The 22983-nt window shown below is 68.7% G+C and carries 17 protein-coding genes; 4 read left to right on the top strand and 13 right to left on the bottom strand.

Annotated features, from left to right (window positions below; all coding sequences use genetic code 11):
- Window positions 1-21: 21 nt before the first annotated feature.
- The 6 genes from P0L94_08310 to P0L94_08335 all read right to left on the bottom strand — a co-directional run bounded on the left by P0L94_08310 (window position 22) and on the right by P0L94_08335 (window position 5818).
- Window positions 22-954 (bottom strand): dihydrodipicolinate synthase family protein, encoded by a 933-nt coding sequence (locus P0L94_08310; GenBank protein WES66066.1) that lies wholly within the window; start codon window positions 952-954, stop codon window positions 22-24.
- Window position 955: 1 nt separating this feature from the next.
- A complete protein-coding gene (locus P0L94_08315; GenBank protein WES66067.1) occupies window positions 956-1741 on the bottom strand; it encodes an SDR family oxidoreductase in 786 nt (261 codons plus the stop codon).
- Between the two features lie 30 nt (window positions 1742-1771).
- Window positions 1772-2980: a DUF3500 domain-containing protein gene (locus tag P0L94_08320; GenBank protein WES66068.1), complete on the bottom strand. Its 1209-nt coding sequence runs from the start codon at window positions 2978-2980 to the stop codon at window positions 1772-1774.
- A gap of 225 nt (window positions 2981-3205) precedes the next feature.
- Window positions 3206-4015, bottom strand: a complete 810-nt coding sequence (locus P0L94_08325; protein WES66069.1) for an SDR family NAD(P)-dependent oxidoreductase — start codon at window positions 4013-4015, stop codon at window positions 3206-3208.
- An 8-nt stretch (window positions 4016-4023) separates the two neighbouring features.
- Window positions 4024-4803 carry an SDR family NAD(P)-dependent oxidoreductase gene (locus tag P0L94_08330; protein ID WES66070.1) on the bottom strand — a complete coding sequence of 260 codons (780 nt, stop codon included), beginning with the start codon at window positions 4801-4803 and terminating at the stop codon, window positions 4024-4026.
- A gap of 40 nt (window positions 4804-4843) precedes the next feature.
- Entirely contained in the window at window positions 4844-5818 is a 975-nt protein-coding gene (locus P0L94_08335) for an SDR family NAD(P)-dependent oxidoreductase (GenBank protein ID WES66071.1), read from the bottom strand.
- Window positions 5819-6031: 213 nt separating this feature from the next.
- Between P0L94_08335 and P0L94_08340 the strand changes: the two genes are divergently transcribed.
- Complete coding sequence (locus P0L94_08340) at window positions 6032-7204, top strand: histidine kinase (GenBank protein ID WES66072.1); 1173 nt, start codon at window positions 6032-6034, stop codon at window positions 7202-7204.
- Window positions 7201-7875, top strand: coding sequence for a response regulator transcription factor (locus P0L94_08345; GenBank protein WES66073.1), 675 nt, complete (start codon window positions 7201-7203; stop codon window positions 7873-7875). The genes P0L94_08340 and P0L94_08345 overlap by 4 nt, the downstream gene beginning before the upstream one ends.
- Window positions 7876-7911: 36 nt before the next feature.
- On the opposite strand, the gene P0L94_08350 is transcribed toward P0L94_08345, so the two are convergent.
- Window positions 7912-10221, bottom strand: coding sequence for a family 78 glycoside hydrolase catalytic domain (locus tag P0L94_08350; protein ID WES66074.1), 2310 nt, complete (start codon window positions 10219-10221; stop codon window positions 7912-7914).
- 244 nt (window positions 10222-10465) lie between these two features.
- On the opposite strand from P0L94_08350, the gene P0L94_08355 reads away from it, so the two are divergent.
- Both P0L94_08355 and P0L94_08360 read left to right on the top strand, forming a co-directional pair.
- Window positions 10466-13441, top strand: coding sequence for a glycoside hydrolase family 2 TIM barrel-domain containing protein (locus tag P0L94_08355; GenBank protein ID WES66305.1), 2976 nt, complete (start codon window positions 10466-10468; stop codon window positions 13439-13441).
- Window positions 13442-13445: 4 nt separating this feature from the next.
- Window positions 13446-14342, top strand: coding sequence for an alpha/beta hydrolase fold domain-containing protein (locus P0L94_08360; GenBank protein WES66075.1), 897 nt, complete (start codon window positions 13446-13448; stop codon window positions 14340-14342).
- Window positions 14343-14445: 103 nt separating this feature from the next.
- Here P0L94_08360 and P0L94_08365 read toward each other — a convergent pair whose 3' ends face one another.
- The 6 genes from P0L94_08365 to P0L94_08390 all read right to left on the bottom strand — a co-directional run bounded on the left by P0L94_08365 (window position 14446) and on the right by P0L94_08390 (window position 22983).
- Window positions 14446-15357 carry a carbohydrate ABC transporter permease gene (locus tag P0L94_08365; GenBank protein ID WES66076.1) on the bottom strand — a complete coding sequence of 304 codons (912 nt, stop codon included), beginning with the start codon at window positions 15355-15357 and terminating at the stop codon, window positions 14446-14448.
- Between the two features lie 24 nt (window positions 15358-15381).
- The gene (locus P0L94_08370) at window positions 15382-16317 is read right to left on the bottom strand and encodes a sugar ABC transporter permease (GenBank protein ID WES66077.1); all 936 of its coding nucleotides are present in this window, start codon (window positions 16315-16317) and stop codon (window positions 15382-15384) included.
- A 5-nt stretch (window positions 16318-16322) separates the two neighbouring features.
- Complete coding sequence (locus P0L94_08375) at window positions 16323-17639, bottom strand: extracellular solute-binding protein (protein WES66078.1); 1317 nt, start codon at window positions 17637-17639, stop codon at window positions 16323-16325.
- A 198-nt stretch (window positions 17640-17837) separates the two neighbouring features.
- On the bottom strand, window positions 17838-18869 hold the full coding sequence (locus P0L94_08380; protein WES66079.1) for a LacI family DNA-binding transcriptional regulator: 1032 nt from the start codon (window positions 18867-18869) through the stop codon (window positions 17838-17840).
- A 9-nt stretch (window positions 18870-18878) separates the two neighbouring features.
- Window positions 18879-21761: a family 78 glycoside hydrolase catalytic domain gene (locus P0L94_08385; protein WES66080.1), complete on the bottom strand. Its 2883-nt coding sequence runs from the start codon at window positions 21759-21761 to the stop codon at window positions 18879-18881.
- Entirely contained in the window at window positions 21712-22983 is a 1272-nt protein-coding gene (locus P0L94_08390) for an MFS transporter (GenBank protein ID WES66081.1), read from the bottom strand. The genes P0L94_08385 and P0L94_08390 overlap by 50 nt, the downstream gene beginning before the upstream one ends.

Raw genomic sequence — 22983 nt, forward strand, 5'->3', positions numbered from 1 at the left:
CCGCCGACCGGAGTCGCGCAGTTACGGGTTCGGCACGCGGGCGCGCGAGTCGTGCCGGGCGAGGCGCGCGAGAAGGAAGTCGACCTCCTCGCGTTCCCCCGTCGACAGCTCGCGTCCGGGCCGTCGCTGCGCCGCCGAGTCGAGGATGCCTCGGCGCTGCATGACGTACTTGCGCACGGCCAGCCCCGTGCCGGGCTGCTGCTCGTACCTGATCAGCGGCAGGTGCGCGTCGAACAGGTCGTGCGCCTCGTCGCGTCTGCCCGATCCGGTCAGGCGCACGACATCGACGAGCAGCTCGGGGAAGCAGTAGCCGGTCATGGCGCCGTCGGCGCCCCGCTCCACTTCGAAGTCCAGGAACAGGCCGCCGTTCCCGCACAGGATGGAGAGCCGCCGCTGCCCCGCCTGTTCGCGTGCCCGGATGGCGGAGATCTTCTCCAGGCCCGGCCAGTCCTCGTGCTTCAGCATGACGACCGACGGGACCGCCTCCACGATCCGCGAGATGACGCCGGGCGAGATCTGCACGGAGAACGACAGCGGATAGTCCTGCAGACAGATCGGCACATCGGACCCGAGCGACTCCGCAGCCTGGGTGTAGTACGCGATGATCTGGTCGTCGGTGCGCAGCGTGTTCGGCGGCGCGATCATCACCCCGGCCGCGCCCATGGCCATCGCCTCGTGGGCCAGCGTGCGCATCGTGCCGAACCCCGCAGCGGTGACCCCGACCACGACCGGAACGGCCGTGCGCTCCAGCACCGTGCGGACGATCGCGAGCGACTCCTCCGCTGTGAGCTTGGGTGCTTCCCCCATCTGGCCGAGCACGGTCAGGCCGGTGACGCCCGCTGAGCCGTAGAAGTCGATGAGCCGGTGCAGCGAAGCGGAGTCGACCGCCCCATCCGGGCGGAACGGCGTCGGAGCGATGGCGAAGACGCCCCGCGAGTCCGCGTCGATCGCCATGTCAGACGCTCCCGATCATTCCGCCGTCGACCCGGAGGACCGAGCCGGTGATGAACGAGGCGCGCTCGCTGGCCAAGAACGCCGCGGCGGCTCCGAATTCGTCGGGCCGGCCGTATCGCCCCACGGGGATCGTCGCGGCGCTCTCCCGCTCGACCTCGCCGATCGGCATCGCCTCGCGGGCTGCCCGCGCCTCGTCGATCGCGCGGGTGCGCGCGGTGGCGATCCGGCCGGGCACCAGGACATTGCACGTGACGCCAGACGCGGCCACCTCCTTCGCGAGCGTCTTCGACCAGCCCACCAGGGCGGAGCGCAGCGAGTTGGACACGGCGAGGTTCGGGATCGGTGCGATCACGCCGGAACTGGTGCACGTGATCACACGCCCCCATCCGCGGCTCTGCATTCCCGGGACCACACGGTCGGCTGTCGCGAACACCGACAGGATCATCGAGTCGAACCACGCGCGCCATTGGTCGGAGCTCACGCCCAGGGCGCCGCCCGGTCGCGGTCCGCCGGTGTTGTTGACGATGATGTCGACGGGACCGAGCTCGTCCTCGATGCGGCTCACGCGGGAATCGGCCGCGGCGACGTCAGCCAGGTCCCATGCGACGGGGATCGCGGTCCCACCGTCACGACCGATCCGCGCCGTCGTCGCCTCGAGGTTCTCGAGCGTACGGCCGACGGCCGCGACACGAACGCCCTCGGCCGCAAGCGCCTCGGCGATCGCGCCGCCCAAGCCCCCGCCGGCTCCCATCACCAATGCGACCCTGCCGTCAATGCCCAGATCCACGTCTCCGCCCTTCTCGCGCGACCGCGCTCGTCATGCTCTTCCGCCGGCCTCGTCCGCCGGCCAGCGGATGACCTCGTCGTCCCGATGGAAGACGTCGAGGTGCTCGTAGAGGACGTCGAGTCCGAAGTCCGCGACAGGGTCGCGCCAGGCCGCATGGCAGTGGTTCCCCAGCCGCTGGGTGTTGTCGTACTCGATGAGTATCCGCGGACCCTGGATGCGGTAGTAGTGCGGCCGCCCGCGGTCAGCGCTTCCCGCCCAGGCGAAGTGCACGGGATCGAGGTTCGCGGCGACGGAGTAGAACGCCGACTCCTCTGCCGCGATCTCGTCGGGTGCCCGACCCGTGTACGCGGTGATCGTCCGCAGCAGGAGGGCACGCTGGTCGGGGCTCAGCGCGGACCCCGCGATCCCTTTGGGCTCGCGGGTCAGGCTCAGCACGGCGTAGGCCGCATCGTCGAAGCCCGATCTCTGCTCCTCGCGATCATGGATCGTGGAGATGTAGTCGGCGAGGCGCGGCTCACGGAACCTGCCCCGCCAGACGTCATCCATCCGCGGCATCCGAGCGTCGTCGCCGATCAGCGTCCTGTTGCCTCCCACGATGTCCGCGGGAGCGCGGTCGAGCAACGTCGCCAGATCGCGCTGAACCGGGCCGAGCGCGTGGAGGAGCGCGCGGGCGTGGTCTTCTCCCGCCCCGAGCGGCCGCACGTGACCGCCGCCGACGAACCCGGCCTCAGCCGGGTCGCTGCCGAAGAAGCTCGGCGTCGCCGAGACGAGGCGACCGTCGACCACGAGGTTGTTCATGGAGATGTGGTGCCCTCCGAAGCGCCAGGCCCATGTTCCGCTGCCCGGCGTGCCGAACACGCGCAGGTAATAGCGCTGCGGGTCGCGTCCCCGTTCCATGCCCCAGTCGATCCGCCACGACTCGAGACGATCGAGGATGTTCTCGGTGCCCATGATCACGCAGGCGGTGACATAGCCCTCCATGGAGAGACCCGACGACACGAGCTGCATGGCGAGGGACTGCTGCTGCGGAGACTGTTCATGCAGCGTCAGTCCCCCGTGATCGGTGGGCGTGAAGAACCATGTGAGGCGATCGTCCTCCGAGGGTGACGCTGCACCGGGGCCATCGGCGACGGCGAGAGCACGTTGCCCGGCGCTGAGCGACGCCAGCCATTCGGCCGCCGCGGACGCCATGCGCTGCGCCACTGCTTCGCGGCCTCGGGTTGCGACTGTCTCACTCACGTCCGGAACATCCCTCCTGCTCCTGTGTCACCGCGTCCGTGCTCGGGCGCGGATCGACAGGAGCCGGTGACGCCTTGTCGAGTCCTGCGTCAGCGGTGACCAGGGCTTGCTTCGCACTCATACAACCGCACCGGGCGCAGCCCGCGCCAAGACGAATCGACTGTCGGGCCCATATGCAACGCCTATGGGCCCGACAGCGCGGCCGGATGCCGAGGGCGCGGCCGGTCAGCTCACAGAGGTGAGCAGCTCCTTCATCTGGCCGGCGAGGATCAGCGTGGCGCGGCGCGGCGACAGTCGGGAGAGCCGGTCGAGCATGGTGACGTCCTTGCCGATCGTCACGCGGTAGCTGCCCTTCTCGATCGCGGCGACGATCTGGCGCGCCGCCTCCTCGGGACGTGTCGGCTCGGGTGCCTTGCGTCCCGCACTGCCCATCGTCGGCATCGTGACGCCGGAGTTGGCGGTGATGTCCGTCGCGATCGCGCCCGGGAACACCACGGTGGCGGTGACGTTCGTGCCCTGCAATTCGGCGAACAGCGCTTCGGTGAACAGCTTCACCGCGGCTTTCGACGCACCGTAGGCGGCCTGCCCGGGCACCGGAGTCAGCGCACCCATGCTGGAGATGTTGACGATCGCGCCCTCGGGCCGTTGCCGGATCACGGGGAGGAACGTCTTGGTGGTGTTGACGACGCCCCAGAAGTTGACGTTCATCACCCGCTCGATCACATCGAACCCGAGCTCATCGATCGTCACGAACGGCTGGATGATGCCGGCGACGTTGACCAGTCCGTCGATGGCCGGGTGGAGCGCCGCGATGGCGTCGGGAAGCGCTGCCACTGCTGCTCGATCGGTGATGTTCACCGGGTGCAGCGAAAGCCGCTCCCCCACATCAGCCCGCCGCGCGGTCTCCTCCAGGCCCGCCTCATTGAGGTCGAGCGCCGCGACCCGCGCGCCGCGCGCGAGGAGCTCCAGCGTGAGTGCGCGGCCGATTCCGTTGCCTCCGCCGGTGACGACGAAGGTCTTGTCTGCGATCCGCATGAGTTCTCCTAGGCGTTGATCAGGGCGCCGCCGTCGGCGTGGATGTTCTGGCCCGTGATCCAGTGGCTGTCGTCCGAGGCGAGGAAGACGACGACGGGGGCGACATCGTCATAGGGGTTGCCGGCGCGCCGGAATGGGTTCGCCACGAACGCCTTCTGCACGTGTGCGCGCGCTTCGGGGCTGAGCGAGGTGAGGCCGCCCGACGCGTTCTCGGTCAGGCCGTTGGGGCAGAGCGTGTTGACGCGGATGTTGTACTGGCCCCACTCACGGGCGACCACCCGCGAGAGTCCACGCACGGCTTCCTTCGACGCGGCATAGGGGGCATAGAATTCGTCGCCGGCGATGGCCGCCTCGGAGGCGAAGTTGATGATCGAGGCGCCCGCGCCCTCCTTGTCCCGCAGGTGCGGGAAGCACAGCTTCATCAGGTGCCAGTACGCGTAGACGGAGCTGCGCATCTCGAGGTCGAGGTCGTCGATCGTCTTCTCGAGGAACGGCGCTGGGATGGTGATCGTGTGGGCGTTGTTCACCAGGACGTCGATCGTTCCGAACCGGTCGACCGTCGCATCGATGAAGGCGACCAGGCTGTCGTACTCCATGATGTCCACGGTCATCGCGAGCACCTCCGCGCCCTGCTCTTCGCACAGTCGCGTGGTCTCTGCGAGCTTCTCCGCGTTGCGCGCGCAGATGGCCAGCGAGGCACCCTCTGCGGCCATGCGGATCGCCTGCTGCTTGCCGAGGCCGCTGGAGCAGCCGGTGATGAGGACGACCTTGCCGTCGAGCTTTCCCATGTTCTTTTCCTGTCTGTGTTGTCTTGTCGGTGCGCGGCGATCAGCGGACCGGAAGGATGCCCTCGTCGTTGGAGAGGCCGGCCATGAGTTCGCCCGGCACGCGCTCCCGCAGGACGTCGATGGCCCAGGCGTCGGCATCGGTCGTGATCTGGCGCACGACCTCGGGCTGCGACCACAGGCCGATCTCACCGTCCGCGGCGAGCTTGAACAGGTTGCCCGAGATCGCCGCGGCGTCCTCCGAGGCGAGATAGGCCAGGAACGGGACCATGCCCTCCGCCGTGCGCTTCATCGCTTCCGGAGCACCCGCCTCGATCATCTCCGCGGGAACACCCTGCATCCGGTACGTCGCGGCGGCGTTGTACCAGGCACGCGTCTTCGCGAGCGGCGTGTATGCGTTCACGGTGATGCCGGTGCCGCGGAGGTCGCCGGCGGCGGCCTTCGTCAGGGCCACAATGCCGGCGTTCGCGGCACCGTAGGCCGCGTAGCCCTGGAGCCCGAGGAACGCGTCGGATGACGAGTTCAGGATGCGTCCGTAGCCCTGCGCCTTCATGTGCGGGAGGGCGTGGTGAATCAGGTTGAACGCGCCCTTCAGCTTCGACACGACGCTGATGTCCCAGAGGTCCTCGTCCATGTCGGCGATGTTCCCGACCCAGTTCGACGAGGCGTTGTTGACGATGATGTCGATGCGGCCGAAGCTGTCGATCGCGGTCTGGACCATCCGGCCGGCGGTCGCGAAGTCGCCGACATCGCCGAAGAACGGCACGGCCCCTCCGCCTGCGGCCACGATCCGGTCCGCCGTCGTCTTCGCGTCGCCCTTCACGCTCTCGAGCGCGGCGCGCTCTTCATCGGTGAACGGAATCTCGGTCTTCTCGAACGCGTCGAGGGAGGAGCCGGGCTTGCGGTTGTTCGTGATGACCTTCGCGCCGTGCTCGGCGAGGCACAGGGCGACGTCGCGCCCGATCCCCTGACCCGATCCGGTGACGATCGCAACCTTGCCCTGCAGCAGTTCAGACATGCCGTTCAACTCCTCTTCCGTCGGCAGCACGGTGCGCACCGCCGTTCCTCAAGACTTCCGCGGCGACGCTTGCTTGTCGTCGTCCGATGAGATCGACCGATGTACTCCATGTGAAGTAGGGCCGCGAAGTCTGCCTGATCTGTCCGCATCGCCGGTTGATCGACGTGCCCGCGCGGCCCCATCCGAGTGGCCCGGACCGCAACAATGGGAGTCATGTCGATCCCGGAGCCCGAGCGCGTCGAGCTTCCCCCGTGGTACCTGAGCAGCCGAATGCTGGACCGAGTGTCCGTCGCCGGGGGAGCAATCGCATGCGTTGCGCAGGTCGTCGTCCTGATCTGGACCGGCGCCGGACCGGCAGGGTATGGCGCACTGGCATTGCTGATCGCTGGATTCGCGCTGAGCCGCTGGTTCGGAGTGTGGGGACTCATCCCGGCCGTTCTGGGCGCAGTTCTGGGGATCACGTTGTCCGACGGCTACACAGCTGGGTGGATCGTCGTTCTGTCGATCATCTTCTCCGCCGGGCTGCGCGGGCCGGCCGTGTTCATCGGCGGCACCCTGGCCGGGCTGGCGCTCTATTTCGCCACCGTGGGCGTCGAAGCATCCGGGTTCGACGATCCTCTGGCGTACGTGGCGCTGAGCACCACAGTCGCCGCCGCGGCGACCGGGTACGCGATCCGGGCGCACGAGATCTATCTGCTGACGCTCCATCAGCGCGCCCAGGATGTGATCTCTTCGAGAGATCTGGAGGTGACTCGTCGAGTGGCCGAGGAGCGTCTGCGCATCGCGCAGGACCTGCACGACGTGGTCGGTCACGAGATCGCCGTCATCGGCACGAACCTCGGAGTCATCGACGTGCAGCTCCCGCCAGGCGCATCAACCGAGCGCGCAGCGCTGGCGAATGCGCAGAGCGGGGTACGGCGGGTTCTGCAGGAGACGCAGCGCATTCTCGGTGTTCTTCGTCGCGGCGACAAGACGAGCGGCGGCACGCTCATGCTGCCGACGATCGAACGAATTCCAGAGCTCGTCAAGAATCTCGAAGCATCCGGCGGCGAGGTCCGGCTCACCATGCCCGATCAAGAGATGTCGATCGATCCGTCCGTGAGCGTCGCCGCGTTCCGAATCACGCAAGAGGCTCTGACCAATGCGCATCGGCACGGATCAGGTCCCGTGGACGTGGGCATCCACGTTTCCGGCAAGAAGCTGATCATCGACGTGGAGAACAGAGTCGCCGCCGATTCCCGCCGCGCGGTCGGTGGTCGTGGCTACGGTCTGATCGGCATGCGTGAACGGGTGGAGGCCGCGGGCGGGCTCCTCGACATCCACTCCGACGAAGAGATCTTTCGCGTCACGGCGACGCTGAGGACCGATGGGGGGTCCGTCCGATGATCCGGATCCTCATCGTCGACGACCAGGAGATGATCCGGGTCGGCCTGCGAACGATCTTGGAGTCCCAGTCCGACATGGAGGTCGTTGCGGATGTCTCCGACGGCCTCCGGGCACTGGACCTGCTGTCGACCGAGCAGGTGGACGTCGTCCTCTTGGACCTGCGCATGCCCGGGATAGACGGAGTGCAGACCACCAGCCGAATCCGGGAGTCGGCGGTCGGTGAGAGCGTCCGGATCGTCATCCTCACAACTTTCGACCAGGACGAGAACGTGCTGGCAGCCCTGCGCGCCGGCGCCAACGGCTTCCTCAGCAAAGGGGTGACTCCGGCCGAGTTGCTCGGCGCCGTCCGAGACGTCGTCGCAGGCGGCGGGGCGCTCTCTCCCGCAGCCGCACGAGCCCTCATCGAGCACGTCAACGATCAGCACTCCCCAGGCGTCGTCGTCGAACTCGCTGCACGGTTCGACGCGCTGACGGCCCGGGAACGCGATGTCGTCGCCGCGATCGCGCGCGGACGGAGCAACGACGAGATCGCGGCGGAGATGTTCGTCTCTCCCTACACGGTCAAGACACATGCCAGCCGGGCGATGCTGAAGGTCGGCGCACGGGACCGCGCGCAGCTGGTGTCCTTCGCCTTCCTCTCGGGCCTGCCGGCCTTCCGGCCGGAGACGTAGCACGCGGCGAGGGGCACCCGCCGCCGGCGACCCTCATCAGCCGTCGACGGCGACGACGAACTCGCTCCGGCCCGGACCCACCGCCGACTCGGGCATGCCGGGAAGCGAGACCACACCCGTGCTGCCGTCGGGGATGACCACGGCGACCGTCAACCGAGCGTCGTCGACGGCCCAGTCGACCGACGCTCGGCCTCGAGGGGTGTCGAGGTCGGCTCGCGCCCAGGTCAGGCCGCCACCCGGGCGCGGCGCGATGCGGATCACGCGGTACCCCGGCTCGGCGGGTGCGATGCCGGCGACGACGCGATGCATCCAGTCGCCGACCGCGCCGAACGCGTAGTGGTTGAAGCTCGTCATCTCTCCCGGGTTGATCGATCCGTCCGGCAGCATCGAGTCCCACCGCTCCCACACGGTGGTGGCGCCCATGGTCACCGGATACAGCCACGACGGGCAGTCGGTCTGCATCAGCAGCCGGTAGGCGGTGTCGATGTGCCCGGTCTCCGAGAGCGCGGGGAGGATGAACGGAGTGCCGGCGAATCCGGTGGACACCAGATGGCCCGCCTCGCGAACGAGGTGGGCGAGACGGTCGCCCGCCGCCCGTCGGTCCTCCTCGTCGAGCAGGCCGAACACGATGGCGAGCGCGTACGCCGTCGGCGAGTCGCTCACCACCCGACCGTCGGCGACGAAAGCCGCGGTGAAGGCATCGCGCAGCGACTGCGCCGTTCGACCGAACTCGGCGGCGTCCTCGGCCTCGCCGAGCGCCATGGCGGCGCCCTCGGCCATGCGCGCCGACCGGTACACGCACGCGGTGGCCACCACCACGGGATCGGTCTTGCCGTTCCCCGGCTCACCGGGAGGCGCGTCGGGATCGAGCCAATCTCCGAACTGCTCGCCCCGGAGAAGGCCGTCGGCAGAGACGGCGAGCGCGATCTCCCGAGCGTAGGCGGCCATCGAGGGGTACTCGTCCCGGAGCACCTCGATGTCGCCGTAGGCCTCCCACGCCGCCCACGGCACCCAGCACGCGGCGTCGTGCCACAGAGCGACCACCGGGTGGTCGGCGCGCGCGAGACGCCACGACATCCCCTGCCTCTGCTCGAGCTTGAAGCTGTCCGGCACGATCAGCGGAATGGTGCCCCCCGCGTGCTCCTGTTCGACCGCGAGGTCGCGGAGCCAGTCGTGGAGGAAGGCCTGGACGTCGTAGAGGAAGACCGCCGTGCTGACGAACGCGGAGAGATCTCCCGTCCAGCCGAGGCGCTCATCGCGCTGCGGGCAGTCGGTCGGAACATCGACGAAGTTCCCGCGCATTCCCCACACGATGTTGGAATGCAGCTGGTTCAGCATCGGGTCGGAACAGGCGAAGCGACCGATCCGCGCCAGATCCGAGCCGATGACCACGGCCCGGATCGCCGCGGCCAGGTCGTCGTCCGAGCCGGGCCACCCGTCCACCTCGACATAGCGGAAGCCGTGGAAGGTGAGCGTCGGCTCGAACACGTCGCGCCCACCGCTGAGCAGGTAGCGGTCTGTGACTTTCGCCGTGCGCAGCGGGCGCAACCCGATCTCCCCGTGCTCGAGCACCTCCGCGTGCCGCAGGGTCACCGTGTGCCCGGCCGGGCCCTCGACCTCGAGACGCGTCCATCCGACGATGTTCTGACCGAAGTCGATCAGCGTGGCGCCGCTCGGAGAGCGCCACACACGCTGCGGGGCGAACTCCTCCTGCCGCCGGATCGGCGGACCGATGTAGGGGGTGAGGCGTCCGCGGTCGAACTCGACGAGCGCCACGCCCGACCAGCCGTCCGGGGCGGGACCCGGACGCAGCCACCGGTCATCGCGCAGGCGCGCGTCGATCGTCTGACCGTCGTAGAGGTCGTCGGCGAGGACCTCGCTCGGACCGGACTCCCACGATTCGTCGGTCGCGATCGTCTGGGTGTGGCCGTCCTCGAACCGGATGCGCAGCTCGAGGAACGCAGCCCGCGACCGGCCGTACAGCGCGCGCTCCTCGGCGAACCCCAGACGGCCGGAGAACCACCCCGCGCCCAGCGTGATGCCGATGACCGACTCCGGCCGGATGAGGGCCGTCACGTCCCACCGCGCATACCGCAGCCGCCACTCGTAGCTGGACCACCCCGGGGTCAGCACGTCGGCGGAGACGGGTCGGCCGTCGAGCGTGACCTCGCATACGCCTTCCGCCGTGGCCAGGATCTCGGCCGACTGCACGGCGCCGTGACCCTCGTCGCAGCGGAACGACCGGCGCAGACGAGGCGCCGTGTCCCGGTCGCGATCGGGCGCGATCATCCGCGCGGTCCACTCGGAGAGCCCGGCTGCGCGCGGGGAGTCCGTCGAAGTCACCATCGTGAGCCGCCTTTGGTATCCGATTGCCATGCGCCACGACACCACGGCGAATCCGCAGTCGGAAGCCGCGGCTGAGAATGCGGATTGAGTGATCGTGACCGGTCACGGCTAGGATATCACCTACCGCGTTGGTCACTGAGGCCGCGTGGAGTTCGTCGCAGCGAAACCGGGAGCACCAACGATGTCGCCACACCCTGTCGGCCCTTTCGATCGATCGGGCCTGCATTCCGTCAATCGCTTGCCGATGACGTCCCTGCGCCGAGATCCTGAGATCTCGCTCGACGGTCCGTGGCGATTCCAGTTCCGCGACTCCGATACGGCGACCGACGGCACCCCGTGGGAGACCGTGGATCTGCCCGAGCTCTGGACGATGCGGTCGGCCGGCGGCGACATCCCGCACTACACCAACGTGCCGATGCCGTTCCCGGAGGCGTTCCCCGACATCCCGTCTCGCAATCCGGTCGGCGTCTATCGCAGAGACGTCCACCTCGATGCGCTGTCCGATCGGAGGCTGATCCTCCACGTCGGCGCCGCGGAAGGCTACCTCCGCGTCGCCGTCAACGGCCACCCGGTGGGAACCAGCGGCGACTCGCACCTGGCGGCGGAGTTCGACATCACCGACTTCGCGACCCCCGGCGCGAACACGATCGAACTCGCAGTGTCCAAGTGGTCGGCGGCGACCTACATCGAGGATCAGGATCAGTGGTGGCACGCCGGCATCTCACGCTCGGTGTCTCTGTTCACCGTCCCCTCGGTGCGCCTGCACGACGTGCGGGTGGACGCCGACTTCGATGCCGACACCGGACTCGGGACTCTGCGCCTGGTGGCCCAGACGTCGGGACTGCGCGGCAGCTACGAGCGGAGTCATCGCGTGCGCGTGACGCTTCTCGACGAGGAGCATGTGGTGCCCGTCTCGCCCCGCTTCGCCTCCCCCACGATGCCCAAGCCCTCGCGCGACCGCAGCGTGCGGCCTCCCCAGCTGCTGCCCGACGACTACATGGACGCGATCAGCATGGCGGCCGCTGACGCCCCCCTCCCGCCGGAGTGGCGCGCCAATCCCGACGCGATGTGGTGGCTGGCGCCCGACGCCGCCCCGCCCGGAGACGCCGAGCTCGAGCTCGCCGAGCTCGATGTCCCACCCTGGTCGGCCGAGAGGCCGCATCTCGAGACGGTGGTGATCGAACTCCTCGACGACCAGGGAGCCGTGGTCGATCGCACCGAGCTCCGCGTCGGCTTCCGACGGGTTCGCATCGTCGGGAAGGACCTGCTGGTCAACGGGCGCCGCATCCTGATCCAGGGCGTCAACCGCCACGACGCCGACCCGCACCGCGGCCGTGTGATCACCCGCCAGCGGATGCTGGCCGAGCTGTCACTGCTCAAGCGCTGCAATGTCAACGCCATCCGCACCTCCCACTACCCCAACGACCCGCAGTTCCTCGACCTCTGCGACGAGATCGGCTTCTATGTGGTCGACGAAGCCGATGTCGAGTCGCACGCCTTCGCCTCGGCGCTGATCGACGATCCGCTGTATCTGCCCGAGATCGTCGAGCGCGTGTCGCGCATGGTGCTGCGGGACCGCAACCATCCCTGCGTGATCACGTGGTCGCTCGGGAACGAGTCGGGATACGGCCCGCCACACGACGCCGCAGCGGCGTGGGTGCGGCGCGTGGATCCCACCCGCCCGGTGCAGTACGAGGGCGCCGTCGCGTCGGCCTGGTATTCCGGCCACGCGGCGAGCGACATCGTGTGCCCGATGTATCCGTCGTTCGCCAGCCTGCGCGCCTACGCGTCGGATCCCCGCGCGGACCGTCCGCTCATCACGTGCGAGTACGCCTATTCGCAGGGGAACTCCACGGGCGGCTTCGCCCAGTACTGGGAGCTGTTCGAGTCGCTCCCGGGGCTTCAAGGGGGATTCATCTGGGAGTACCTCGACCACGCCCTCGATCCCGACCGCAGCGGCAGGGGCCGGTTCGGCGGCGACTTCGGCGATGAGCCGAACAACGGTGTGACCCTGCTCAACGGCATCGCCTTCGCCGACGCGACCCCGAAGCCGGCGATGCTCGAAGTGCGTGGCGTGTTCTCACCGGTCCGCGTCGCGGCGACGCCCGAAGAGCTGCATGCCGGCCGCATCCGCGTGCGCAACCGGCAGACCTTCGCGGGCCTCGACGGGCTCACCCTTCATCTCCGCGTCGAGCATGTCGAGGGGTCGGGGCTCGAGGTGACCCTCCCGGCGCCCGACGTGGCGCCCGGACGCGAGGTGGCCGTGACACTCCCCGACCGCGTGGTGGACGAGCTGCGGGCCGACACCGCGTTGGCGCTGACATTGATCGTGCGCACGGCGGAGGATGCGGTCTGGGCACCGGCGGCGACCGACATCGCATTCGAGCAGGTCGAGCTCGACGACACCTTCCGCACCCCCCTGCCTGCGGGAACGGCGCCGGCCGGAGCCGGCGACGGGACGATCGTCGATCCGCTGCTGGTCGCGCCGCCGCGGCTCGAGCTGTGGCGGGCGCTCACCGACAACGACATGTCGGCGGCGCTGGACCAGAGGTTCGTACGATCGGGGTTCTTCCAGCTCACCCCCGTCGAGACCCAGACGGTGGACTCCGATGCGGGACGGACGATCCGCACGCTCTACCGGGCCGCGTTCGGCGACACCGTCGAGCACACGCGAATCCTGTCGATCGCTCCCGACGGCGGCTACCTCTTCGACGAGGAGGTCACGCTGCCCGAGGATTCGAACGACCACCTGCGGGTCGGCATGGCGTTCGAGCTGGCCGCCGGGTTCGAAAGGGCCGCATGGGTCGGCTACGGGCCGTGGGAGAACTACACCGATCGCCGCACCGCGGCCATGCTCGGCCGGTGGGACCTGCCGATCGACGACCTCGCCGTGCCCTACCTGCGACCGCAGGAGAACGGCACGCGCAGCGGCGTCACCAGACTCGAGCTGACCGGCGCCGCGGGTCGGGCGGTCGTCGCGTGCGACCGACCCGTTCACGTCAACGTGTCGCGCCACTCTGTGGCGGATCTCGAATCCGTCGACCACTGGTGGGAGCTCCCGCACCGCGAGACCACCGTCGTCCATGTCGATGTCGCCCACCGCGGGATGGGCACGGGTCGGCTGGGCCCCGACACCGGCATCGCCCACCGGCTGACGCAGACCCGCTACCGGTGGCGATGGCAGCTCACGCTCCTGCCGACGCCCGACGGGGCGGAGTAGATCGATGACGCACACCGAGGATCATCCGCTCCACGCGGACGGATTCGACTTCTCGGTGCGGGTCTACCCTGCCGAGTCGCCGACCGGCGCCGCCCTGGTGTGGCTGCACGGCGGCGCGTTCATGGGCGGCACGGTGCACATGCCGGAGGCCGACCAGGTCGGCGCACGCCTCAGCGCGCTGGGGACCACCGTGGTCTCGGTCGAGTACACGCTGTCTCTCCGGCACCCGCTGGCCGGCCCTCCCCTGCCCCAGGACGGCGGCCCGGACGCGACCGACGAGATGCGCGCGGCCGCCATCGCATCGCGGCGCCCGCGCTCGCCCTATCCGACAGCATCGCTGCAGACGGTCGAAGCGTTCACGTGGACCCGGCGCATGGCGCGCGAGTGGGGCACGGACCCGGCCCGCATCTGCCTGGGCGGGGCGAGCGCCGGGGGCAATCTCTCGGCGGGAGCGGCGGTCCGGCTGCGCGACGCGGGCGGAGCGGCACCCCGGGGGCTGATCCTCGTCTATCCGACCCTGCACGCACGCCTGCCCGAGCCCGACCCCGAGCTCGCGGCCTTCCTCGAGGGTCTCGGCCCCGGCCTCGACTTCGCACCCGACCACGTCGCCGCGATCTCCGACACCTACCTCGCCGGCGCCTCGCCGGACGAGGTGTACGCGTTCCCCGGCGGACACGACATGCGGGGAATGCCGCGCACGCTGATCGTCAACGCGGAGCGCGATCGCCTGCGGTCGTCCGGCGAAGCCTTCGCGGCCGACCTGGCCCGCTCGGGGGTGGACGTGTCGGTCGTGTGCGAACGCGGTGCGATCCACGGGTTCCTCAACACGGTCGGCGATCCGGCGGGCGAGCGGACCCTCGCCCGCATCGCGGGGTTCGTCTCGGACGCTCGGACCTCCTAGGCTGTCGCGGCTTCGGCACGAAGCGTGCGACGAACGACGAAGAAGGCGCCCCCCGACCCGGGGAGCGCCTTCTTCGTCGTTCCGACGTGGACTCGGGCTTGACCTACTTGAGGGCTCCGGCACCCAGTCCCTGGACGATCTGCTTCTGCGCCAGGAGATACAGGATGATCACCGGGATCACCGAGATCGCCGTGGCGGCGAGCAGGATCTGCTCCTGCGGGGTCTCCGAGTTCACGAAGCTCGTCAGACCTCGCTGCACGGGCATCAGGCTGTCGTCGCGGAAGAGCACCAGAGCCATGAGGTACTCGTTCCACACGCCGAGTCCCTGGATCACCGCGACGGCGGCCAGTCCTGGGCGCGCCAGCGGCAGGATGACACGGGCGAAGATCGTGAATGAGGATGCACCGTCGAGGGCGGCCGCCTCCTCGAGATCCTTGGGCTGGTTCACGAAGAAGCTGCGCATGATCAGCGTCCCCACGGGGATGCCCGCGGTGATCATCACGAGCACGTAGCCGACCGGGTTGTTGGTGAGCCCGAAGGCGATGAGCAGCTTGTACTGGGCGATGAACATCGCGGGGGCCGGAATGATCAGCACCGCGAGGATCACGAACATGAACACGTTCTTGCCCCAGAACTCCAGCCGAGCGAGCGCATAGCCGGCGAGGCTCGACACGATGAGGATCCCGACGACGGATGTGAGCGTGTAGATGAGGCTGTTCGTGAGGTAGACGGCGAGGTTGCCTTCGACCCAGGCGGTCGCGTAGTTGCCCCAGAGCAGTTCTGTGGGCAGCAGGCTCGCGCCTCGATACAGCTCCTGCAGGGACATCAGCGACCCGGTGAGCAGGAAGAAGATCGGGAACAGCGCGGTCAGCGCTGCGAAGATGAGCAGGGCGTACAGGAGCACCTGCTCGATGCTGAGCTTGCGCCGGCGGCGTCCCGCCTGCTCCGGGCGATTGGGGCGCGAGCGCCCGGTCACGACGACGCGCGTGGACGTCGAGTCAGTCGAGGTCGCCATGTCGGCCCTCCTTGTTGCGGCCGCTCACGAGCGCGACCGTCTCTGTGTCAGGCCCAGCTGGATCAGTGCCAGCAGGACGAGGGCGCCGCCGAAGATGACGGACATCGCGGCCGCGACTCCGTAGCGGTGGCTCGTGAAGGCCTCGGTGTAGATGACGAGCGTCGGCACCATCGTGTGATAGCCGGGGCCACCGTTGGTGAGCACCTGGACGGTTCCGAAGATCTGGAGGGCGCCCAGGAGGCTGAGCAGTCCGACGATGGTCGTGACCGGGACCAAATGGGGCCACGTGACATAGCGGAACTTGGCCCAGGCCCGCGCGCCATCCAGACTGGCGGCCTCGTACTGTTCGGCCGGAATGTCCTGCAGCCCGGCGAGGAACAGGATGAAGCCGAAGCCCCAGTGGTACCAGACGAATGTGACGGCGACCGAGCCGAGGGCGAGCGCGGGGTCTCCGAGCCAGTTCTGCTGGAGGCCCTCGAGCCCGATCGACACGAGCAGCCGGTTGATGATTCCGACGCTCGGCTCGTACAGCCATCCCCACATCAGACCGATCACGACGACCGAGAAGACGCCCGGGATGTAGTACGCGGTGCGGAAGAAGGAGCGTGCGCGTCGCGCCTTGTGGACGGCCATCGCCATTCCGAGCGAGATCGCGTTGCCGATGAAGAATCCGATGAGCCCGAAGACGAGAACGTTCTTCATCGACTCCCAGAAGACCTGGTCACCGAACACGCGCTCGTAGTTCTCCAGCCCCACCCACGGGGTGTCAGGGCTGATGCCGTCCCACTCCTGGAAGCTCAAGAGGATCGCCTGCGCGAAGGGGACGAGGGTGAAGAGGCAGATCAGTGCCGTGGCTGGGAGCAGGAAGAGCAGCCCCACCACGTGCTTGCGATAGGGCCGCCGCGTGCGCGGCGCCAGGTCCTGGCGCCGCGCAGCGGCCACTGCGGTCGGGGTGGCCATGTCGATCAGCTTGACTGGTCCTGAGCGGTCTGAACCTCTTCGAGGACCTGCTCGACCGTCTTCTCGCCGAGCACGAGGCTCTGCGAGCCGCGGATGATCGCGTCGTTGACGTCCGTCGTGATCTGAACCGGGACGATCTGGATGTTGCCGATCGCCGAGGCCATGCCCGCGATCTGCTCCGGCACCGCGAGGGTTTCGAGCAGTTCGGGGTTGGTGGGGATCATGCCCGCCTCATCGACGAACACCTTCTGCTGCTCGGGCTCGGTCAGCCACTTCACGAAGGCGAGGGCCTCCTCGACGTGCTCACCCTTGGCGTTGACCGCCGCACCGCGCCCGGTCACGCCCGGAGAACGGGGGTCGTGGTCCCCGTCATCGGCGGCGGGCAGCACCATCGAGATGTAGTCGGTGAAGTCCGGCGCCGTGGTCTTGGCGACCGCGACCGCCCACGAACCGTCGAAGATCGCGCCGGTGTCCTGGATGTTGAAGAACGACTTCTCCACGGTCGGGTTGTCATCCGCGCCGCCGGGGAGCGCGTTGTTGGCGACGACCCCGCCCTCGGTGAGGTCGACCAGGAGCTGGAAGGTCTTCTCCCACGCGTCGGTCGTCCAGGGCGCGTCGCCCGTGAACGTCGCGTTGATCTCATCGTCCGTCATGTAGTTCGACGCGTACGACTGGAGCAGCGCGGGAGTCAGGCTGGCGGCGACGGAGAACGTGCCGTCGTTGAACTGGTCGATCATCTCGCCGATGGTCGTCGGTGGGTTGTCCGCGTCGATGCCGGCGGTCTCGGGCTGCACCAGCAGACCGAATGTCGCGAGCTCCCAGTACGCCGCGTACGATCCGGCGGGCACCTCGAGCGGGTTGCCTTCGGGGAAGGCGGTCAGCTCGAGCACGGCGGGCGTGAAGCTGTCCGACCAGCCGGCCGCCAGCTCGTCATCCAGCTGGAGCGCCCAGCCGGCTTTGTAGAACGGCGCCATGTCGGTCGCACCGACAGCGGTGTAGAGATCGGGCATGTCATTCGCCTGCGCGGCGGCCTGCAGCTTGGCGACGTAGTCTGCGGGTCCGGGAGTGTCGACCGTGACGACGACACCGGTCTCCTCCTGGTACTGCTCGGCCAGCATGCCCAGAGCCGCTTCCTGGCCACGGGAGTGGTTCATCATCGTCAGCTCGACGGTCCCGTCGGCCGAGTCGGAGCTGCTCGAGTCCCCGGACGACGAGCAGCCCGCGAGAACGAGTGCCGCCGCCGCGAAGAGCGATCCAGCCGCGACGAGCTTGCCGCGGCGCCCCGCCGTTGCTGCCCGGTTTGAGAGTTGGTTTGTTCGCATGGTCCTCACCTTTGAATGACTGACGGACGAGCCTCCCCCCACTGCTGTGTAGCGGAGATCTCCGTTTGGCAATCGGATGCCAAAACCGATGGTAGCAACAAAGTCGTGACCGGTCACGAACTTTATCCAAACGAGATCTCGGGGTGCGGCGGCACCCTGTGGTTCGCGATCCGGCTCAGCCGGAGGAATGCGCGGCGCTCAGGCGGTTGCGGTCGACTCGCGGACGGTCAGCGAATGAGTGACGACGGCGACGGGCCCCGCGACGCTGGCCGGGCTCGCGTCGTTGAGCGCGACGAGCATCGCGTCGAACAGCTTGCGTGCAGCCATCGCCATGTCGAACTCGAGCGTGGTGAGCGTCGGCGTGACGAGTTCGCCGACGGGAAGCCCATCGATGCCCACCACAGCGCACTCGGCCGGCACGGCCACTCCGGCGGAGGCGAGTTGCTTGAGTGCCCCGACGGCGATCATGTCGTTGAAGCCCAGGATGGCGTCGGTATCCGGATGGTCCGCGACCGCGTCGGCGACGAAGCGCATGACGGCGCCTGTTCGCGGCAGGTGCTCGTCGGGGAGTTCAACGATCGTCGGGGCCAGCCCGCGCGCTTCGCACAGTCGGCGGAAAACGTTCGCGCGAGGGGACGGACCTGTCTCGGTCGGCACGTCCACCATGAGGATGTGACTTCTTCCGCCGTCGATGAGGTGGTCGAGCGCCGCCGCGATGCCGGGCTCGTAGTCGATCCCGATCATCGGTCGATGGCCGCGGCGATCGAGGTCGGCGAATCGCACGACGGGGAGGTCGCCGACGAGGACGTCGAGCTCGGAATCTTCGATGAGGAGGTAACCCACGATCGCCTCGACCTGCGTGGCGAAGCTCGACAGCACGCGCTTCTCGTGCTGCTTGTCTCGTTCGATCTCCTGAACGAGAACGGTCCAGCCCGACTCGCCTGCGACGGCGATGAACTCCGACGCGAGCTCTGCGAAGTAGGCGTTCGTGAGGTCGGACACCACGAGCCCGACGGTCATGGAGTCCTGCTTGGCGAGACCGCGACCGAACCGGCTCGGCCGATACCGAAGCTCCCGCGCGACGCTCAGCACGTGCGCCTTGGTGGCAGCGCTGATGCCCGACATGTCGTTCATGGCGCGAACCACGGTCTGGCGAGACACGCCCGCCTTCACCGCGACATCGCGGATGCTCGCCCGCTCGGGCTGACCCGTCGTCGTAACCTCGCTCACCCGATCACTCTATGCAACCGGTGCCCGAACGAGGGCATCCAAACGGCGCACGAGGCTCTCACGAGCCGACGCCCGTCGGCCGTCGGCGACGAGGTCAGCCACCGTCCGCCCCGGCAGCCACCGGGTGTGTGCGCAGATATCGTCGGCGAGCGCCGGATCGACCTCGGCGAGCGACTCGCGCAGCGCTCGATAGGCGCGGGGGTCGTCGATCAGTTCGGCCAGCGAACTCGCGAGCGAGACGGGAGCAGTCGCGGGCGGCGACTCGATCTCCGCCTCCCAGTGGTGAATGCCGGAGCCCACGGACGCTCGCAGACCGTCGGGGAGTTCGACGAGCGCGGTCGTGTTGGGAGGCACGACCGCATTCACGACGATCGTGTGGCCCTGCCGGCGCCAATCGACGCGGGCGCGCCCGTACGGGGTGACGTGCTCGGCGTATGCGTCGTCGATGCCCGGGAGGGGGACCGGCGCGATGCGCATCACGCGGTACCCGGGTTCTGCAGGGGCGAGGCCGGCGACCGAGCGGTGAAGCCAGTCGGCGACGGCCCCGAACGCGTAGTGATTGAAGGACGTCATTCCGCCGGGGTTCACCGCGCCGTCCGGCAGAAGGGAGTCCCACCGCTCCCAGATCGTGGTGGCTCCCATGGCGACGGCGTAGAGCCAGGAGGGGTTCTCTGTCTGCATCAAGAGGCGCGACGCCTCGCGATGCTTCCCCGCCTGTGTGAGCGCATCCTGAATCAGCGGGGTTCCCACGAACCCGGTGCCGATTCGATACCCACGTTCCCGGACGAGCTCCGCGAGTCGGGCGGCCATCCGCGTTCGGGCTTCCTCGGGCGCCAATCCGAACACGAGCGCCAGGGCGTACGCCGTCTGCGAGTCGGACATCATCCGTCCGGAGGGCGTGATGAATTCCTCCGCGAACGCGCGTCGCACGGATTCCTCCATCGCGGCGAAACGCCCGGCGTCCTCTTTCCTGCCGAGGATCGCGGCCATCCGCGCCGCGATCTGCGCGGAACGGAACAGATACGCCGTCGCGACGATGTCGGGCTGGGTGGCGCCCTCCCCCGCGTTGTCGGGCGGAGCGGTCGGGTCGAGCCAGTCACCGAACTGGAAGTCGCCTGACCACAGACTGTCCGCCCCGGCGCTGTCGGCCATCACGTCGAGCCAGGCCACGACGCTCGCGTACTGATCCGCGAGGATGTCGCGGTCTCCGTACCGCTCGTGCAGCACCCAGGGCACGACAGCAGCGGCGTCGCCCCACGCGGCTGCGGGAACGGGGGCGGCGAGGACGTTCGGCACGACGAACGGCACCACACCATCCAGTTCCCGCTGCTCCAGAGCGAGGTCGCGCAGCCAGGAGGAGAGAAAGCCGCGGACGTCGTAGAGGAATGCGGCCGCCGGCGCGAAGACCTGAGCGTCGCCCGTCCATCCCAGGCGCTCGTCGCGCTGCGGGCAGTCCGTGGGTATCGACAGGAAGTTGCCGCGCATGCTCCACACGACGTTCTCGTGCAGTCTCGTGACGAGGGGATCCGAGCATCCGAACCACCCGGTTCGCTCCATGTCACTGTGGATGACAACAGCGGTCACGGCATCGGGGTCGAATTCGCCGGGCCAGCCCGAGATCTCGGCGTAGCGGAAGCCATGGAAGGTGAACTCCGGTTCCCAGACCTCTTCACCGCCGCCGTGGAGGACATACGAGTCGGTCGCAGCCGCGTTCCGCAACGGGCGCAGCGCGAGTTCGCCGTCCTCGAGGACCTCCGCGTGCCGCAGAGTCACCGTCGTGCCCCGCGCGCCGCTGACGCGAATGCGGAGGCGACCGACGAGGTTCTGTCCGAAGTCGACGATCGTGCGCCCCTCTTCCGACCGGAGGACATCCTGAACGGCGATCTCCTGAGTCCGGCGAACGGCCGGCGATCTGCGCGCCTCGGGTGTCGGCAGATCGTCGACGACCGCCGCGGGCACCCACTGCGAGTCATCGAATCCCGGACGTGAGAACCCGGGAAGCGCCCGCCTCCCGTCATGCTGTTCGCCCTGGTAGATCCCGCTCGCACCGGCGGGGCCCGTCGCTGTGCGCCAGGTGGGATCGGTGACGACCGTGAGCTCTGTTCCGTCTGCGAATTCGATCACCACGTTGACCGCGACGCACGGCTGGTCACGATAGACGCGCCGCTGGCGACTGGAGGGGCCGTAGGACTCGGTCGCCCATCCGCCGGCGAAGCGGATGCCGATTGCGTTGGCACCCTGCTCGATCAGTCGAGTGACATCGGTGGTCTCGTGCACCACGCGGTGCTGGTAGGCCGTCCAGCCTGGCTTGAGCACCTGGTCGTCGACGTCGGTCCCGTTTATCGCGACCTGATAGGCGCCGAGCGCCGTGGCGTACAGAGTGGCGCGGCGCACCGGGCCCTCGACATGGAACTCGGTACGCGCGAGCCCGGGCTGCGCGATGTCGCTCGGCGAGGGGAGCGCGATCGCGCTCGCCTGCCAGTCGCCGTCTGCGAGGAATCCGCCGATGACCTCGACCGGCTCGCTCCATTCGCCGCGATCGCCGTCTGCACCGGTCACGCGCACGCGTACGGTGGCGACTTCGCGCGGAGCGAGAGGGGCGAACGGCCACGGCACGAGGACGGAGTCCGCGCCCGCCAGTGCGATGCGAGTGGTACCGTCGCGTTCGACCTCCGCCGACGCTTGCAGCCAGTCGCGCTGCTCCGTCGTCGTGATCCAGGTGAGCGGCGGGGTGGGCGTCGGCACGAATCCGTCGCCGGACGGCTGCTCGATGCGCACTGCCGTGGAGATCATCCTCGTTCCTTTCGGGGCGGCCACGCCGGGAGCGTGAACGGTCACGATGCTAGGCGGCGGCGTCTCGGCCCTCAAACTGCTGGTTGATGCCGGGCTCATGGATGACGAATCGGACTCGGCTCGACGGGTGCCGACGGATGCTCTGTGACGCCACCATCCAGGCGACGCCCACCGCGAAGGCGGCGAGCGCTGCGCACGCGCTGAGCAGGACCGCTGTGCGCGCGCCGAGGTTCGCCGCCACCCAGCCCACGATCGGCGCCCCGATCGGCGTCGCGCCGACCAGGATCGCCATATACAGAGCGAGGACCCGTCCCCGCAGCTCGGGGGGCGTCCTCGTCTGCACATACCCGTTCGCCGTGGTCATCATCGTCTCGAGCGCGAGCCCGAAGACGACGAGCGTGAGCGCATAGCCCAGGTACGTCGGCATGAACGCACCGATGGTCGCCACGACTGCCATCACCCCGGTCGCCGTCACGACGGCGTGGAATCGCGCGCTCGTGCGCTGGGCGGCGACCAGCGCACCCACGAACGCGCCGACCGCCACGAACGAGGTCAGCAGGCCGAAGCCGTCTGCGTCGCGCTCGAACTCGAGCGCCATGGTCGACGCCATGATCGCGAAGTTCATCCCGAATGCGCCGATCAGCGCCGCCATGACGGTGAGCGCGACGAAGTCACGGCGGACCGCGAGATACCGTACACCGGCCGTGAACCCCTGCTGAGGGCGGGCGGATCCGGCTCTCTGAGGCCCTCCGGGTCCCATCACGCCGAGTGCGGTGAGCATGGCGACGAAGGTCACTCCGTTGATCACGAACACCCACCCGGTGCCCACCGCGACGATCAGGACGCCGGCGATGGCGGGACCGATCATCCGCGCGCCGTTGAAGGAGGCCGCATTCAGAGCGATCGCATTGGAAGCGTCCTCCCACGACACCAGGTCGGACACGAACGCCTGACGCGCCGGGCCGTCGAACGCGATCACGATGCCGAGCACGAGCGCGAACCCGTACATCATCGGCTGCGTCAACACGTCGGCCAGGATCATCGCGCCGATCGAGACGGCGAGCATCATGGATGCCGCCTGGGTCATCATCAGAAGCAGCCGACGATCGACAGCGTCGGCGACCCAGCCGGCCACGCTCACCAGGAGCAGGGGCGGAGCGAACTGGAGAGCCATGGTGAATCCCATGGCGGTCGCGTCGTGGTCCGTCAGCACCGTGAGCACGACCCAGTTCATCGCCGTCGCCTGCATCCAGGTGCCGACGTTGGAGACGGCTCCCCCGATGAACCAGACCCGGAATCGGCGCGAGCGCAGGGATCGCAC

The organism is Microbacter sp. GSS18 (genome assembly GCA_029319145.1).
Classification (GTDB): domain Bacteria; phylum Actinomycetota; class Actinomycetes; order Actinomycetales; family Microbacteriaceae; genus Microbacterium.

What these genes read in the sequence shown, in the direction of transcription:
- P0L94_08310 (WES66066.1), bottom strand. Translation starts at nt 954, where the DNA reads ATGGCGATCGACGCGGACTCGCGGGGCGTCTTCGCCATCGCTCCGACG.
- P0L94_08325 (WES66069.1), bottom strand. Translation starts at nt 4,015, where the DNA reads ATGCGGATCGCAGACAAGACCTTCGTCGTCACCGGCGGAGGCAACGGA.
- P0L94_08330 (WES66070.1), bottom strand. Translation starts at nt 4,803, where the DNA reads ATGGGAAAGCTCGACGGCAAGGTCGTCCTCATCACCGGCTGCTCCAGC.
- P0L94_08335 (WES66071.1), bottom strand. Translation starts at nt 5,818, where the DNA reads ATGTCTGAACTGCTGCAGGGCAAGGTTGCGATCGTCACCGGATCGGGT.
- P0L94_08340 (WES66072.1), top strand. Translation starts at nt 6,032, where the DNA reads ATGTCGATCCCGGAGCCCGAGCGCGTCGAGCTTCCCCCGTGGTACCTG.
- P0L94_08345 (WES66073.1), top strand. Translation starts at nt 7,201, where the DNA reads ATGATCCGGATCCTCATCGTCGACGACCAGGAGATGATCCGGGTCGGC.
- P0L94_08350 (WES66074.1), bottom strand. Translation starts at nt 10,221, where the DNA reads ATGGTGACTTCGACGGACTCCCCGCGCGCAGCCGGGCTCTCCGAGTGG.
- P0L94_08355 (WES66305.1), top strand. Translation starts at nt 10,466, where the DNA reads ATGACGTCCCTGCGCCGAGATCCTGAGATCTCGCTCGACGGTCCGTGG.
- P0L94_08360 (WES66075.1), top strand. Translation starts at nt 13,446, where the DNA reads ATGACGCACACCGAGGATCATCCGCTCCACGCGGACGGATTCGACTTC.
- P0L94_08365 (WES66076.1), bottom strand. Translation starts at nt 15,357, where the DNA reads ATGGCGACCTCGACTGACTCGACGTCCACGCGCGTCGTCGTGACCGGG.
- P0L94_08370 (WES66077.1), bottom strand. Translation starts at nt 16,317, where the DNA reads ATGGCCACCCCGACCGCAGTGGCCGCTGCGCGGCGCCAGGACCTGGCG.
- P0L94_08375 (WES66078.1), bottom strand. Translation starts at nt 17,639, where the DNA reads ATGCGAACAAACCAACTCTCAAACCGGGCAGCAACGGCGGGGCGCCGC.
- P0L94_08385 (WES66080.1), bottom strand. Translation starts at nt 21,761, where the DNA reads ATGAGCCCGGCATCAACCAGCAGTTTGAGGGCCGAGACGCCGCCGCCT.